This is a genomic window from Streptomyces sp. NPDC031064, assembly GCF_055570965.1.
The window spans coordinates 353,967-368,822 of sequence record NZ_JBVIGF010000007.1 but is presented as its reverse complement, the minus strand read 5'-3'; the positions used below and the strand labels follow the sequence as shown (position 1 = coordinate 368,822).

11 protein-coding genes are annotated in these 14,856 nt (G+C 73.4%); 9 read left to right on the top strand and 2 right to left on the bottom strand.

All coding sequences use genetic code 11. The features are described 5' to 3' along the window. Positions 1-11: 11 nt before the first annotated feature. From ACZ46W_RS26045 to ACZ46W_RS26035, 3 genes are all read left to right on the top strand, one after another. Complete coding sequence (locus ACZ46W_RS26045) at positions 12-2,246, top strand: molybdopterin oxidoreductase family protein (RefSeq protein ID WP_468341990.1); 2,235 nt, start codon at positions 12-14, stop codon at positions 2,244-2,246. A 131-nt stretch (positions 2,247-2,377) separates the two neighbouring features. Then, positions 2,378-3,757 (top strand): CitMHS family transporter, encoded by a 1,380-nt coding sequence (locus ACZ46W_RS26040; protein ID WP_468341987.1) that lies wholly within the window; start codon positions 2,378-2,380, stop codon positions 3,755-3,757. Next, positions 3,757-5,013 carry an MFS transporter gene (locus tag ACZ46W_RS26035; RefSeq protein ID WP_468341984.1) on the top strand — a complete coding sequence of 419 codons (1,257 nt, stop codon included), beginning with the start codon at positions 3,757-3,759 and terminating at the stop codon, positions 5,011-5,013. Before ACZ46W_RS26040 ends, ACZ46W_RS26035 begins: the two co-directional genes overlap by 1 nt. A 117-nt stretch (positions 5,014-5,130) precedes the next feature. On the opposite strand, the gene ACZ46W_RS26030 is transcribed toward ACZ46W_RS26035, so the two are convergent. After that, a complete protein-coding gene (locus tag ACZ46W_RS26030; RefSeq protein WP_468341981.1) occupies positions 5,131-5,766 on the bottom strand; it encodes a TetR/AcrR family transcriptional regulator in 636 nt (211 codons plus the stop codon). A gap of 157 nt (positions 5,767-5,923) precedes the next feature. Between ACZ46W_RS26030 and ACZ46W_RS26025 the strand changes: the two genes are divergently transcribed. The 6 genes from ACZ46W_RS26025 to ACZ46W_RS26000 all read left to right on the top strand — a co-directional run bounded on the left by ACZ46W_RS26025 (position 5,924) and on the right by ACZ46W_RS26000 (position 14,121). After that, positions 5,924-7,396, top strand: coding sequence for an APC family permease (locus ACZ46W_RS26025; protein ID WP_468341979.1), 1,473 nt, complete (start codon positions 5,924-5,926; stop codon positions 7,394-7,396). Between the two features lie 11 nt (positions 7,397-7,407). After that, complete coding sequence (locus tag ACZ46W_RS26020) at positions 7,408-8,988, top strand: amidohydrolase (protein ID WP_468341977.1); 1,581 nt, start codon at positions 7,408-7,410, stop codon at positions 8,986-8,988. Between the two features lie 490 nt (positions 8,989-9,478). After that, positions 9,479-9,940: a DUF3574 domain-containing protein gene (locus tag ACZ46W_RS26015; protein WP_468341975.1), complete on the top strand. Its 462-nt coding sequence runs from the start codon at positions 9,479-9,481 to the stop codon at positions 9,938-9,940. A gap of 123 nt (positions 9,941-10,063) precedes the next feature. After that, positions 10,064-11,458, top strand: a complete 1,395-nt coding sequence (locus tag ACZ46W_RS26010) for an aldehyde dehydrogenase family protein (protein WP_468341973.1) — start codon at positions 10,064-10,066, stop codon at positions 11,456-11,458. 23 nt (positions 11,459-11,481) lie between these two features. Further along, positions 11,482-12,561, top strand: a complete 1,080-nt coding sequence (locus ACZ46W_RS26005; protein WP_468342355.1) for a Zn-dependent alcohol dehydrogenase — start codon at positions 11,482-11,484, stop codon at positions 12,559-12,561. A gap of 234 nt (positions 12,562-12,795) precedes the next feature. Then, positions 12,796-14,121, top strand: a complete 1,326-nt coding sequence (locus ACZ46W_RS26000) for an MFS transporter (RefSeq protein ID WP_468341970.1) — start codon at positions 12,796-12,798, stop codon at positions 14,119-14,121. A gap of 64 nt (positions 14,122-14,185) precedes the next feature. On the opposite strand, the gene ACZ46W_RS25995 is transcribed toward ACZ46W_RS26000, so the two are convergent. After that, positions 14,186-14,842, bottom strand: coding sequence for a TetR/AcrR family transcriptional regulator (locus ACZ46W_RS25995; protein WP_468341967.1), 657 nt, complete (start codon positions 14,840-14,842; stop codon positions 14,186-14,188). Positions 14,843-14,856 lie beyond the last annotated feature (14 nt).

The window sequence follows — 14,856 nt, the reverse complement described above, 5'->3', positions numbered from 1 at the left end:
GGGAGGCCCCCATGCCCACCGCCCTCCGCATCTGCCCGCTCTGCGAAGCCACCTGCGGGCTCACCCTCACCATCGACGGCACGCGCGTCACCGGTGCGCGCGGCGACCGGGACGACGTCTTCAGCCAGGGCTTCATCTGCCCCAAGGGCGCGTCGTTCGGCGAACTCGACGCCGACCCGGACCGGCTGCGCACGCCCCTGATACGCGAGGACGGCGAGTTCCGGGAGGCGACCTGGGACGAGGCGTTCGACCTGGTGGCGCGCCGGCTGCCGCCGCTCGTCGAGCGGTACGGCGCCGACGCCGTCGGGGTCGTCCTCGGCAACCCCAACGTCCACACCATGGCCGGGGCGCTCTACCCGCCCGTCCTGCTGGGCGCCCTGCGCACCCGCAGCCTGTTCACCGCGTCCACGCTGGACCAGATGCCCAAGCACGTCTCCAGCGGGCTCATGTTCGGCGACGCGTTCGCCGTCCCCGTGCCCGACCTGGACAACACCGCCCACCTGCTGATCATCGGCGCCAACCCGGTCGAGTCCAACGGCAGCCTGTGCACCGCCCCCGACTTCCCCGGCAGGCTCAAGGCGCTGCGCAAACGCGGCGGCACCCTCACCGTGGTCGACCCGCGCCGCACCCGCACCGCGCGCCTCGCCGACCGGCACGTCGCCATCCGCCCCGGCACCGACGCCCTGCTCCTCGCCGCCCTCGTCCACGTGCTGTACGCCGAGGACCTCACCGGCCTCGGAGCGCTCGCCGAGCACGTCGAGGGCGTCGAGGAAGTCGCCGAGGCGGTACGGGAGTTCACCCCCGAGGCGGTCGCCGCCGTGTGCGACGTGGACGCCGCCACCGTCCGGGAGCTGGCCCGCGAACTGGCGGCGGCGCCCTCGGCCGCCGTGTACGGGCGGATTGGCGGCAGCACCGTCCCGTACGGCACCCTCACCAACTGGCTCGTCGACGTCCTCAACGTCCTCACCGGCAACCTCGACCGGCCCGGCGGCGCCCTGTTCCCGCTCTCCGCCACCGCGCCCGCGCCGCGCCCGGCGGGCCCCGGAAAGGGCTTCGCGCTGGGCCGCTGGACCAGCCGGGTGTCGGGGCACCCCGAGACGAAGGGCGAACTGCCCATGGCGGCCCTGGCGGAGGAGATCGAAACCCCCGGCGAGGGCCGTATCCGCGCGCTCGTCGCCGTCGCCGCCAACCCGGTCCTCTCCGCACCCGACGGCGACCGCCTCGACCGGGCCCTCGGCGCACTGGACTTCATGGTGAGCGTCGACCCGTACCTCAACGAGACCTCCCGCCACGCCGATGTGATCCTGCCCCCGCCGCCGCCCGCCCAGAGCGCCCACTTCGACTTCGCGTTCAACGGCTTCGCCGTCCGCAACCAGGCCCGCTACACCCCCGCGCCCGTGCCCCTGGAGGCGGGCCGCATGGACGAGTGCGAGATCCACGCCCGGCTGATCCTGGCCGCGACCGGTTGGGGTCTCCCCTGCTCGAGCGATGCCGAGAGCTCGGGGAAGCATGGTGCCGACCCCGGCGCCGTCGACGACATGGTCATCGAACGCACCCTCGCCAAGGCCGTCACCGAACCGCACTCACCCGCCCACGGCGAGGATCCCCGCGCGTACGCGGCCCGCCTCACCGGCCGTACGGGAGCCGAGCGGCGGCTGGACCTGATGCTGCGCCTGGGCCCGTACGACCTGACCCTGGACCGGCTCCTGGAACACCCCCACGGCATCGACCTCGGCCCGCTGAAGCCTCGTATTCCGCAGGTCCTCAAGACCCGCAGCGGACGGATCGAGCTGCTGCCCGCGCCGATCGCCGCCGACCTTCCCCGGCTGCGCACCGCGCTCGACGCCCCCGGCGACGCGCTCGTCCTCGTCGGCCGCCGCCATCTGCGCTCCAACAACTCCTGGATGCACAACGTCCCCACCCTCAACGGCGGCACCAACACCTGCACCCTCCAGGTCCACCCCGACGACGCCGCCCGCCTCGGCCTCACCGACGGCGCGCCCGCCCGCGTCAAGGCCGAGGGGGGAGAGCTCACGGTCCCGGTGGAGGTCACCGACACCGTACGCAGGGGAGTGGTGAGCCTCCCGCACGGCTGGGGACACGACCGGCCCGGGACGCGCATGACGGTCGCCGCGACCCGCCCCGGCGTCAACGTCAACCAGCTCCTCGACGGAACCCGCCTCGACCCCCTGTCGGGCACAGCCGTGCTCAACGGCTTCCCCGTCCAGGTATCACCACTGGGCTGACCATGTCTGAGCTGGGCTTTTGCTCGTATTGCTCACACGTCAACATCTTGTTAAGCGCTGAACGAGGCACCTAACGTCATCCGGACCGCCGCCCCCCGGTGGAGTTCAAGGGTGAACGTTAGGTGTCCTCCATGCTGACAATCCTCGGCTTCGCCATGATCGCGACCTTCCTGGTCCTGATCATGATGAAGAAGATGTCGCCGATCGCGGCGCTCGTCCTCATCCCCGCCCTCTTCTGCGTCCTCGTCGGACAGGGCGCACAGCTCGGCGACTACGTCATCGAGGGCGTGGGCAATCTCGCGCCCACCGCCGCGATGCTGATGTTCGCCATCGTCTACTTCGGCGTGATGATCGACGTCGGCCTCTTCGACCCGATCGTCCGGGGCATCCTGCGCTTCTGCAAGGCCGACCCGATGCGGGTCGTGGTCGGTACGGCGTTGCTCGCCGCGATCGTCTCGCTGGACGGCGACGGCTCGACCACCTTCATGATCACCGTGTCGGCGATGTACCCGCTCTACAAGCGCCTGAAGATGAGCCTGGTCGTGATGACCGGTGTCGCCGCCACCGCCAACGGCGTCATGAACACCCTCCCCTGGGGCGGCCCCACCGCCCGCGCGGCCACCGCGCTCAAGCTGGACGCCGGCGACATATTCGTCCCCATGATCCCGGCCCTCGGCGTCGGCCTCCTCTTCGTCTTCGCCCTCGCGTACGTGCTGGGGCGGCGTGAGCGCAAGCGCCTCGGCTACCTGACCCTGGACGAGGCCCTGGAGCCGCGGACCGAGACCGTACTGGTCGCCGCCGGCGGGGGAGAGGAGCGTCCCCGGACCCCCACCGGCGGCGCCGCGGGCGGACCCGGGACCGACGAGGGCTTCCAGGGGCTCGACCCCAACCGCCCCACCCTCCGACCCAAGCTGTACTGGTTCAACGCGGCACTCACCGTGGCCCTGCTCACCGCCATGATCATGGAGGTGCTGCCCATCCCGGTGCTGTTCCTGCTCGGCGCGGCCCTCGCCCTCACGGTCAACTTCCCGCACATGCCCGACCAGAAGGCCCGTATCGCCGCCCACGCCGACAACGTCCTCAACGTCGCCGGCATGGTCTTCGCCGCCGCCGTCTTCACCGGCGTCCTCACCGGCACCGGCATGGTCAAGCACATGGCCGACTGGCTCGTCGGCGCCATCCCCGACGCCATGGGCCCGCACATGGCGCTCGTCACCGGGCTGCTGAGCCTGCCGCTGACGTACTTCATGTCCAACGACGGCTTCTACTTCGGCGTCCTGCCCGTCCTCGCCGAGGCCGGTGCCGCGCACGGTGTGCCGCCGCTGGAGATCGCCCGTGCCTCACTGGTGGGCCAGGCCCTGCACATGTCCAGCCCGCTCGTGCCCGCCGTGTACGTCCTGGTCGGCATGGCCAAGGTGGAGTTCGGCGACCACACCCGATTCACCGTGAAGTGGGCCGCGCTCACCTCACTGGTGGTACTCGGCGCCGGAATGCTCTTCGGCATCATCTGATGAAGCGGTCCTGGCTGCTGCGCCTCGTCATCGCCTTCGGCTTCGCGCAGGGGGCGGTGTCGATGGCGCGGCCCGCAGTTTCGTACCGGGCCCTCGCGCTGGGCGCGGACGAGCGCGCGATCGGGGTCATCGCCGGCGTGTACGCGCTGCTGCCGCTGTTCGCCGCCGTACCGCTGGGCCGCAGGACCGACCGGGGGCGGTGCGCGCCCCTGCTGCCCGTCGGGGTGGTGCTGATCGCGGGCGGGTGCGCGCTCAGCGGGACCGCCGGATCCCTTCCCTGGATGGCCGCCTGGAGCGGGGTCATGGGCCTGGGCCACCTGTGCTTCGTGATCGGCGCCCAGTCCCTGGTCGCCCGCCAGTCCGAGCCGGCCGAACAGGACCGCAACTTCGGGCACTTCACCATCGGTGCCTCGCTCGGGCAGCTCGTGGGGCCGGTCGCGGCCGGGCTGCTCATCGGCGGCGACATGGGCCGCAGCAGCGCCCTCGCGCTCGTCGTCGCGGCCGCCGTCGCCGCCGTGTCCCTCACGTCCCTCTGGCGCATCGAGCACCGTGACGAAAACCGGCTCCACGCGCGCGTGGAGCGGGACAAGGTGCCCGTCCACCGCATCCTCCGTACGCGCGGAGTGCCCGCCGGCATCTTCATCAGCCTCGCCGTGCTGTCCGCGACCGACATCCTCACCGCCTACCTGCCGGTGATCGGCGAACACCGCTCGATCGCGCCCGCCACCGTCGGCCTACTGCTGAGCCTGCGGGCCGCCGCCACCATCGCCTGCCGACTGGTCATGACCCCCATGATCCGGGTGCTGGGCCGTACGGCGCTGCTGACGGTGACCTGTCTGCTGGCCGGGCTGCTGTGCGCGGGCATCGCGCTGCCCGTCCCGGTGTGGGCGCTCGCCGTGATGCTGGCCGTGCTCGGCTTCTGCCTGGGGGTCGGCCAGCCGCTGTCGATGACGACCGTGGTCCGGGCGGCCCCCGACGAGGCCCGCTCCACGGCCCTCGCCCTGCGCCTGACGGGCAACCGGCTCGGCCAGGTCGCGGCGCCCGCGTCCGCCGGGCTGATCGCCGGCCTGGCCGGCACGGCCGCCCCGTTCGTCATGCTGGGCGCCCTGCTCCTCGCGGCGGCGGGCCTGGGCGTCCGGGTGGGCCGGCCACCGGCGCCGGACGCGGCCGGCGCGGGGAAGGGCTGCGGGGGGAAGGGCCGCGCGGGGAAGGGCTGCGGGGAGAAGGGCCGCCGCAGGGCACGTCAGCGGGCGTGACCCCGGGCCGCGCGGGGCGGCGTGGGGGGGTGTCAGCGGTCGTGGTCCCGGCGGCGCGGGGCCGCGTGGGGGTGCCAGCGGGCGTGGGCTCGGCCGCGTGGGGCGGCGTGGGCCCTTTCAGCGGGTGGGGCGCCGGCTCCTCGGCTCGGGCGTGCCGATGAGCGTCCGGGCGTGGCCGATCAGACCCTCCAGGGCCACCTCGAAGGCCGCGTCCGCGCGGCCCGCGCCGACGGCCGTCAGGGCGCGGGCGAGCTGCGGGGTGGGGGATTCCTCGGGAAGCTCCCACATCGTCTCCGGGGCGGCCAGGTCCAGCGCGGAGCCGAGGACCAGGTTCTCCAGGCCGGTGAGCACCGGCATGACGTCCGCCACCGCGAACCCGGCGCCCAGCAGCAGGCCGACGGCCCGCTCGTACTGCTCCAGCACCTTCGGCGCGCGTACCGGTGACGTCGTCAGCAGCGGGATCACGCGCGGGTGCGCGGCGAAGGCGGCGCGGTAGGAGCGCGCCCAGGCCGCCAGCGCGGCGTCCCACGGCTCCAGGTCCAGCGTCCGCGAGTCGATCGCCTCGCAGATCCGCTCGCGCATCAGCTCGACGATGCCGTCCCTGCCGTCCACGTGGTGGTACACCGAGCCCGTCTGCGTACCCAGCCGCCGGGCGATCTGCGGCACGCTGAACTCGCCCTGCTCGTCGACCAGTTCCAGCGCCGTCGTCGTGATGCGCGCCCGGTCGAGCAGCGGTGTGCGCGGCCGTCCCATGCCCAGCTCCTGTCGTCAGGTCTTCCCGGATGCCCTGATGGAGGCTACATTGCCGAAACCGAAAGCCTTTAGGTTTCCGCTCGGGTTTTCGGATCCTCCCTGTTCCCCCCTTGTTCGCAGCCCCGCCTTCCGCTTGCAGAAGGGCTCGTCCACACCCATGTCCGTGACCTCCAAGGCCTCCCCGCCCAGAGCCGGGCAGCAGCCCGCGCCCGGCCGGCTCCGCACCGGCACCCTCGGCACCGCCGACATCGCCTTTTTCGTCGTCTCCGCCGCCGCACCCCTCACCGTCATGGCGGGCGTGGCGCCCATCGCCATCGTGCTGGGCGGCATCGGAGCCCCCGTCGCCTACCTGATCGCCGGCATCACCCTGACCGTCTTCGCCGTCGGGTTCACCACGATGAGCCGCCACGTCCGCAGCGGCGGTGCCTTCTACGCGTACATCACCCAGGGCCTCGGCAAGCCCGTCGGTATCGGCGCCGCGCTGCTCGCCGTGGTCGGCTACAACGGCATGGAGATCGGCGTGTACGGGCTGCTCGGCAGCGCCACGGCCGACACCGCCCACGCCCTGTGGGGCGTCGACGTCCCCTGGCTGCCCATCGCGCTCGCCGGGCTGGTCCTCATCTGGTACGGCGGCTACCGCTCCATCGACTTCGGCGCCAAGGTCCTCGGCGTCCTCCTCGTCGCCGAGACCGGGATACTCGTCCTGCTCGCGGGCGGCGTGCTGCTCAAGGGCGGCGCCGACGGGCTGTCGCTGGCCTCCCTCGCCCCGGACAGCTTCCTCGTCCCCGGCACCGCCGCCGTCCTCGCGTTCGCCTTCATCGCCTTCACCGGCTTCGAGTCCACGGTGATCTACCGTCGCGAGGCCCGCGACCCCGCCCGTACCGTCCCCCGGGCCACCTACATCGCCGTCTGCTTCCTCGGGGTGTTCTACGCGTTCATCGTGTGGGCCGTGATCCAGGCCTTCGGTGACGCGCGGGTCGTCAAGGCGGCGGCCGAGGACCCCGGCGGGCTGTTCTTCGCCGCCATCGCCACCTACGTGGGGGCGTGGGCCGCCGACCTGATGCACATCCTGATCGTGACCAGCGTCCTCGCCTCGCTGCTGGCCTTCCACAACGCGATCAACCGCTACAGCCTCGCCCTCGCCGAGGAGGGCGTCCTGCCCGCGTCCCTCGCCAAGGTGCACCCCCGGCACGGCTCCCCGTACCTGGCCGGAGCCGCCCAGACCGTCCTCGGGCTGGTCGTCGTGCTCGCCTTCGCGCTCGCCGGAGCCGACCCGTACACACAGCTCCTGCTCTGGGTGAACACTCCCGGCGGCATCGGGCTGATGGCGCTTCAACTGCTCGCGGCCATCGCCATCCCCTGCTACTTCCGCCGCGTCCCGCACGACGAAGGGGTCGTCCGCACGCTCGTCGCGCCCGTGACCGCCGCCGTGCTCCTCGCCGCCGCGATCGGACTGGTCGTGTCCAAGATCGACCTCTTCACCGGCGCGTCCGCCACCGTCAACACCGTGCTCGTCGCCGTCGTCCCCGCCGTCTTCCTCCTCGGCCTGCTGCTCGCCGCCCGGCTTCGCCGCGGCCGCCCCGAGGTGTACGCGCGGTTCGCCGAAGAGCCCACATCGTCCCCCGACTGAGGAGTCCCTCCGTGCCCGCAGCCGACCTCGTCCTCACCGGCGCCAAGGTCCGCACCCTCGACCCCGCCCACCCGCACGCCACCGCCGTCGCCGTACGCGACGGGCTGATCGCCGCCGTCGGCGACGCCTCCGACGTACGCGACTGGACGGGCCCCGGCACCGAGACCGCCGACCTCGCCGGGGCCACCCTCACCCCCGGCCTCACCGACTCCCACAGCCATCCCGTGTGGGGCCTGGAAATGGCCACCGGCCTCGACCTGTCCACGGTCACCGACCTCGACGGGCTGCGTGCCGCGCTGTGCGGCGCCGAGCGCACCGGCGGCTGGGTCGTCGCGTACGGCCTCGACCACAACGCCTTCGGCGGCCGACCCGTCGACCGCGCCCTCATCGAGGAGGCGGTGCCCGGCGCCCCCGTCTTCATCCGGCTGTACGACGGCCACTCTGCCCTCGTCAACGGAGCCGCCCTGAAGGCCGCCGGAATCGACGGGCCCCGCGCCTTCGCCCAGCGCTCCGAGGTCGTGTGCGACGACACGGGCCGGCCCACCGGCCACCTCGTCGAGCACGCGGCCATGGCCCTGGTCACGGCCGTGATGCCCAAGCCGTCGTACGGCGAACGGCGCACCCAGCTCGTCGAGTTGCTGTCCGCGATGGCCGCCACCGGGCTGACCGGCGCGCACGTCATGGACCTCGGCGACGGAGACGTCCCCGACCTGCTGGCCGCCGTCGAAGGGTCGGAAGACCTGCCCCTGCGGCTGCGGCTGGCCCCCTGGTGCATGCCGGGCGCCGACGATCAGGCACTGGACGAGCTGATCGCCCTCCAGCGGGCGCGCGGCCGGAACTGGCTGGTCGGCGGGGTGAAGTTCTTCATGGACGGCACCGTCGAGGGCGGCACGGCGTGGCTGGAACACGCCGACTGCCACGGCCAGGGCACCGAGGCGTTCTGGCCGGACCCGGCCGCCTACAGCGCCGCCGTGCGCCGGCTGCACGCGGCCGGGGTGCGCACCGCCACGCACGCGATCGGCGACGCCGCCGTGCGGCACGTCCTGGACACCGTGGCGTCCCTGGGGGAGGGCGGCCGGCTGGCGCACCGCATCGAGCACATCGAGACCGTCCCGGACGACCAGCTCGCCCGGTTCGCCGAACTGGGCGTCATCGCCTCGATGCAGCCGCCGCACACCGCGTACACCCGCGCCGACCGCACCGACGAGTGGTCCAGGCGGCTCGGTGGCGAACGGGCCGCCCGCGCCTGGCGCTGCCGTGACCTGCGGGACGCCGGGGCGTACCTGGCGCTCGGCTCGGACTGGCCGATCGCCCACTACGACGCCCGGCAGGTGCTGGCCACGGCCCGTGCCCCGCGCGGCGCGGCGGCCGGCGGCCGGGGGCTGACCGGCCTGATGGCGCTGGAGGGGTGCACGACCCACGCGGCGGTCGCGGCGGGGGAGCAGGCGGTGGCGGGGCGGATCGCGCCGGGTCTGCGGGCCGACCTCACGGCGTTCGCCGTGGACCCGGTCGACGCGCCCGCCGACGAGGTCGCGGACGCACCGGTCCTACTGACGGTCTCCTCGGGCCGGGTAACACACCGGACGGCGTAGCACCCCCATCCCCCCCCGCCCGGCCCGAGACCACCACGGTCTCGGCCCACCACCGAGCCCGGCCGCCCGCCGGGTTCGACCCACCACCGAGCTCGGCCGCCCACCGGGCTCGACCCACCACCGGGCTCGACCCACCACCGGGCTCGGCCGCCCGCCGGGCTCGACCCACCACCGGGCTCGGCCGCCCGCCGGGCTCGACCCACCACCGAGCCCGGCCGCCCGCCGGGCTCGGGCCACCGCCGCTCTCCGGCTGCCGCCGGGTTCGGCCTCCGCCCGGCTCGGGCAACCGGCCCGTTCCGGCCGTAGCGCCCCCCGGCCACATGACGGGCCGAGGCCACCGCGTGTTCGGGCCTCCGTCCCGCTCCGGCCGCCGCCCGGCTCCCGTCGGTACCCGAATCCGGCCGAATCCGGTGTTTCGGCCGGGCCGGGTGGCGGTGGGCTGTCAGAGTGATCGGCGCTCGCGCAGTCCCCGTACGGAAGGGCCCCCGCCATGCCGATCCTCTCCACCACCCGCGCCCGTGTGGCCGTCACCACGGCGACCGTCCTGCTCGCGGCCGGTGCCCCGGCCGCGTACGCGACCCTCGGGGACCAGGGCCCCGGTGCGGCGGCCACCGCCCGTGGCGCGGCCTACCTGGAGACCCGTCTGTTCTTCGGGACCGAGCGGCCCGGCGGCGGCCCGGACGTCACGGACGCCCAGTTCATGGCGTTCGTCGACCGCGAGGTCACGCCCGCCTTCCCGGAGGGGCTGACCGTGCAGGACGGGCGCGGGCAGTGGCGGGACGCGAGCGGCCGGATCGAGCGGGAGCGGTCCTACGAGCTGACCCTGCTGTACCCGGCGGCGGAGGCGAAGGCCCGCGACCCGAGGATCGAGCGCATCCGCGCCGCCTACCAGCGCGCTTTCGGCCAGGAGTCGGTGGCCCGCCTCGATGAACGGACCTCCGTGGACTTCTGATGTGATGGGGTCGCTCTGTGACGTGGTCGGTCCCGTACCCCCTGGCGCCGGAAAACTACCACCGCTAGTTTGGGTGTGGACGACCACGCGGCACAGCTCCGAAGGCCCACGAAGGAGAAGCGGATGAAGGCCCACGACGGGATGTACATCGGCGGGGCGTGGCGGCCCGCCGCCGGCACCGACACCATCGCCGTGGTGAACCCGGCGGACGAGCAGGTCATCGCCCATGTCCCGGCCGGCACGGCCGAGGACGTGGACGCCGCGGTGCGGGCCGCCCGCGCCGCCTTCCCGGTGTGGGCCGCCACCGCGCCCGCCGAGCGGGCGGCCCGGCTCACCGCCCTGCGCGACGCGCTCGCCGCGCGCCAGGAGGAGATAGCCGAGACCGTGACGGCGGAGCTGGGCGCGCCCCAGCAGCTCGCCCAGCAGGTGCACGCCGGCCTGCCGGTCCTGATCGCCGGCACCTACGCCGAGATGGCGGCCTCGTACCCGTTCGAGGAGAAGGTGGGCAACTCCACCGTGCTGCTCGAACCGGTCGGCGTGGTGGGCGCGATCACCCCCTGGAACTACCCGCTGCACCAGGTCGTTGCCAAGGTGGCACCCGCCTTGGCCGCCGGCTGCACCGTTGTCCTCAAGCCCGCCGAGGACACCCCCCTGACCGCCCAGCTCTTCGCCGAGGCCGCGCACGAAGCCGGCCTGCCCGCCGGGGTGTTCAACCTGGTGACCGGCCTCGGACCGGTCGCCGGGCAGGCGCTGGCCGAGCACGACGGCGTCGACCTGGTGTCCTTCACCGGCTCCACCGCCGTCGGCAAGCGGATCGGCGCGCTCGCGGGCGGTGCCGTCAAGAAGGTCGCCCTGGAGCTCGGCGGCAAGTCCGCCAACGTCATCCTGCCCTCCGCCGACCTGGCCAAGGCGGTCCAGACCGGCCTCGCCAACGCCCTGTCCAACTCCGGCCAGCGGTGCAGCGCCCTGACGCGGGTCCTGGTGCACAAGGACCAGTACGACGAGGCCGTGGCCATCGCCGCGGAGGCGGTCGCCAAGTACACCCCGGGCGACCGGCTCGGCCCCATGGTCAACGCCAAGCAGCTCCAGCGCGTGCGCGGTTACATCGAGAAGGGCGTCGAGGAGGGAGCGCGGCTCGTCGTGGGCGGCACCGAGGCGCCCCTCGACCGGGGCTACTACGTCACCCCGACGATCTTCGCGGACGTCACGCCCGAGATGACCATCGCCCAGGAGGAGATCTTCGGGCCGGTCGTCTCGTTCCTCAGGTACGAGGACGAGGAGGACGCCCTGCGGATCGCCAACGGCACCGTGTACGGCCTCGCCGGCGCGGTCTGGGCCGGCGACGAGACGGAGGCCGTCGCGTTCGCGCGCCGCATGGAGGCCGGCCAGGTCGACATCAACGGCGGCCGGTTCAACCCGCTCGCCCCCTTCGGCGGCTACAAGCAGTCGGGCGTCGGACGCGAACTCGGCGCGCACGGCCTCGCCGAGTACCTCCACACCAAGTCCCTCCAGTTCTGACCGACAACCAGGAGCCAATGATCGTGGTCCGCGCCGCCGTCCTGCCCGCCATAGGTGCTCCGCTGGAGATCACCGGCATCGAACTCCCGGAGCCCGGCCCCGGCCGGGTGAGGGTCCGCCTCGCCGCCGCCGGTGTCTGCCACTCCGATCTGTCCCTGTCCAACGGCACCATGCGGGTGCCCGTCCCCGCCGTCCTCGGCCACGAGGGCGCCGGCACCGTCGTCGCCGTCGGCGAGGGCGTCACCCATGTCGCCCCGGGTGACGGTGTCGTCCTCAACTGGGCGCCGTCCTGCGGCTCCTGCCACCACTGCGGGCTCGGCGAGGTGTGGCTGTGCGCCGATGCCCTCACCGGCGCGGGCGCCGTCCACGCCGTCACCGAGGACGGCACGGAACTCCACCCGGGCCTGAACGTCGCCGCGTTCGCGGAGGAGACCGTCGTCGCCGCGAACTGCGTGCTGCCCGTCCCCGACGGCGTGCCGCTCACCGACGCGGCCCTGCTCGGCTGCGCCGCCCTGACCGGCTACGGGGCGGTCCACCACTCGGCACGCGTGCGTGAGGGCGAGTCGGTCGTCGTGTTCGGCGTCGGCGGGGTGGGCCTCGCCACCCTCCAGGCGGCCCGGATCGCGGGCGCGGGGACGATCATCGCGGTGGACGTGTCGCCGGAGAAGGAGGCGCTCGCCCGGCGGGCCGGTGCCACCGAGTTCCTCGTCGCCTCCGAGACCACCGCCAAGGAGGTCCGCAAGCTCACCGGCGGCCAGGGCGCCGACGTGGCGGTCGAGTGCGTCGGCCGGGCCGCCACCATCCGCACCGCCTGGGACTCCACCCGGCGCGGTGGCCGCACCACGGTCGTCGGCATCGGCGGCAAGGACCAGCAGGTGACCTTCAACGCCCTGGAGATCTTCCACTGGGGCCGCACGCTCTCCGGCTGTGTCTACGGCAACTCCAACCCGGCCGAGGACCTCCCCGTCCTCGCCGGGCACATCCGCGCCGGTCGCCTCGACCTGGGCGCGCTCGTCACCGACCGGATCGCGCTGGAGGACATCCCGGCGGCGTTCGAGAACATGATCGCGGGCAAGGGCGGACGCGCGCTGGTCGTCTTCTAGACCGTCCCCGCGCCCCAGGCGGAGCACCCCGGCCGTCACCCGCGCCCGGGGTGTTCGTGCTGCCCACAAGCGTGTAAGGGCCAGGTGAGCCGGGCCGGTACGGGCCGGTGAGGGCGGCCGAAAACTGTGACCGTACGGGCCGTTGACCGCCGTACCAGCCGGTCGGTACGGTCCCCGACAACTTCACGGCGCCGCCCCCCTTCCGTCCCCCGCACCCAATCGGAGTGTGCTCGCATGGACACGGCACCTTCCCCCGCCTCACCCACCTCCGCCCCCGACAGCACGCGCCGGCGCAGAGTGGCCACCGCGGCCGCGCTCGCCTCCGCCGTCGAGTGGTACGACTACTTCGTCTTCGGCATCGCCGCGGCCCTCGTGCTCGGCGACCTGTACTTCCCCTCCGGCAGCCCGTCCGCCGGGGTCCTCGCCGCCTTCGCGACCTTCGCCGTCGGCTTCCTCGCCCGCCCCATCGGCGGCATCGTCGCGGGCCAGCTCGGCGACAAGCGGGGCCGCAAGCCCATGCTCGTCCTGGCGCTCACCCTGATGGGCGTGGCCACCGCCGGAATCGGCCTCCTGCCCACGTACGAGACGATCGGCATCGCCGCCCCGCTGCTGCTCGTCCTCTTCCGCGTCCTCCAGGGCATCGCCGTCGGCGCCCAGTGGGGCGGCGCGATGCTCATGGCCACCGAGTACGCCCCCGAGGGCAAGCGGGGCCTGTACGGCAGCCTCGTGCAGCTCGGCGTCCCGATCGGTGTGGTCACCGCCAACACCGTGTTCCTGGTCGCCGGGGCGTTCACCAGTGACCAGGCGTTCGCCGCCTGGGGCTGGCGGGTGCCGTTCTTCGTCGGCTTCCTGGTCCTCGGCCTCGCCTGGTACATCCACGCCCGCGTGGAGGAGACCCCCGAGTTCAAGGCGGCCGAACGGGCCCTGTCCGAGCGGGAGAAGAGCGAGGCGCGGTCGCCGCTCGGCACCATCCTGCGCAAGCACCTCGGCACGGTCTTCCTCGCCGGCGGCTCCTTCGCCGTCAACACCGCGACCTTCTACATCATCATCACCGGCGTGCTGGACTACGCGACCCGCGAGCTCGACATGAAGCGCAGCGCCGTCCTGACGGTGTCCCTCTGCGTCAGCCTCACCCAACTGGTGCTGATACCGGCCGCGGCGGCCCTCTCGGACCGCATCGGACGACTGCGGATCTACGCGCTCGGCGCGGTCGGGCTGCTGGTGTGGGCGGTCCCCATGTTCCTGCTCATCGACACCAAGTCGCTGCTGTGGCTGGCCGTCGGCACGTTCGTCACGAGCTGCTTCCTCAGCATCATGTACGGGCCGCAGGCGGCGCTGTTCGCGGAGCTCTTCACGGCGGAGATGCGCTACACCGGGGCCTCGCTGGGCTACCAGATCGCCGCGGTGTTCGGCGGCGGCCTGGCACCGTTCGTCATGGTCCTGCTGCTGGAGGCGACCGGAACGTCGATGGCCGTCTCCGCCTACATCATGGGCCTCGCCGTGATCGCGCTGCTCTCCATCAAGGTCCTGGCCTCCCGGGCCGCGGCCGCCGCCCGCTAGCGGCCACCGCGCTCCCGGCCGCCGCCCGCCGGCGACCACCGCGCTCCCGGCCGTCTCCGCTCCGCTACGGCCGGGAGCGCGCCTCCCGTACGGCCTCGTACTGCACCGCCAGTCCGTCCAGCAGCGCCCGCAGGCCCGTCTCGAAGGCGCCCTCGTCGACCTTCTCCCGCCGCTCGGCGAGCAGGTGCGCCTGACCCAGGTGGGGATAGTCGGCCGGGTCGTACGCCGTCTCGTCGTCGACGAAACCGCGTGCGAAGGAGCCGAGGGCCGAACCGGTGATGAAGTACCGCATCAGCGCGCCGATGTAGGTGGCCTGGGCCGGGGGCCAGCCCGCGCGGACCATCGCGCCGAAGACGGCGTCGGCGACCCGGAGGCCGGCCGGCCGGCGGCCCGGGCCGCGGGCGAGGACCGGGACGATGTTGGGGTGGTCGGTGAGGGCCGCCCGGTAGGAGACGGCCCAGTCGTGCAGCGCCGTGCGCCAGTCACGGCCGTCGTCCTCGGCGAACATCGACAGGTCGACCTTGGCGCTCACGGAGTCCGCGACCGCCTCCAGGATCTCGTCCTTGGTGCGGAAGTGGTTGTAGAGCGAGGGGCCGCTCACACCCAGTTCGGCGGCGAGGCGCCGGGTCGAGACCGCGTCCAGTCCCTCCGCGTCCACGAGAGCGCCGGCCGTGGCGACGATGCGGTCTCGGCTGAGGAGGGGCTTGCGCGGTCGGGCCATGCGGCACATAGTAG

Excerpts from the sequence above, each read along its gene's own strand:
- ACZ46W_RS25995 (WP_468341967.1), bottom strand. The coding sequence starts at position 14,842 with ATGGCCCGACCGCGCAAGCCCCTCCTCAGCCGAGACCGCATCGTCGCC.
- ACZ46W_RS26025 (WP_468341979.1), top strand. The coding sequence starts at position 5,924 with ATGTCCGTGACCTCCAAGGCCTCCCCGCCCAGAGCCGGGCAGCAGCCC.
- ACZ46W_RS26045 (WP_468341990.1), top strand. The coding sequence starts at position 12 with ATGCCCACCGCCCTCCGCATCTGCCCGCTCTGCGAAGCCACCTGCGGG.
- ACZ46W_RS26040 (WP_468341987.1), top strand. The coding sequence starts at position 2,378 with ATGCTGACAATCCTCGGCTTCGCCATGATCGCGACCTTCCTGGTCCTG.
- ACZ46W_RS26000 (WP_468341970.1), top strand. The coding sequence starts at position 12,796 with ATGGACACGGCACCTTCCCCCGCCTCACCCACCTCCGCCCCCGACAGC.
- ACZ46W_RS26010 (WP_468341973.1), top strand. The coding sequence starts at position 10,064 with ATGAAGGCCCACGACGGGATGTACATCGGCGGGGCGTGGCGGCCCGCC.
- ACZ46W_RS26035 (WP_468341984.1), top strand. The coding sequence starts at position 3,757 with ATGAAGCGGTCCTGGCTGCTGCGCCTCGTCATCGCCTTCGGCTTCGCG.
- ACZ46W_RS26015 (WP_468341975.1), top strand. The coding sequence starts at position 9,479 with ATGCCGATCCTCTCCACCACCCGCGCCCGTGTGGCCGTCACCACGGCG.
- ACZ46W_RS26030 (WP_468341981.1), bottom strand. The coding sequence starts at position 5,766 with ATGGGACGGCCGCGCACACCGCTGCTCGACCGGGCGCGCATCACGACG.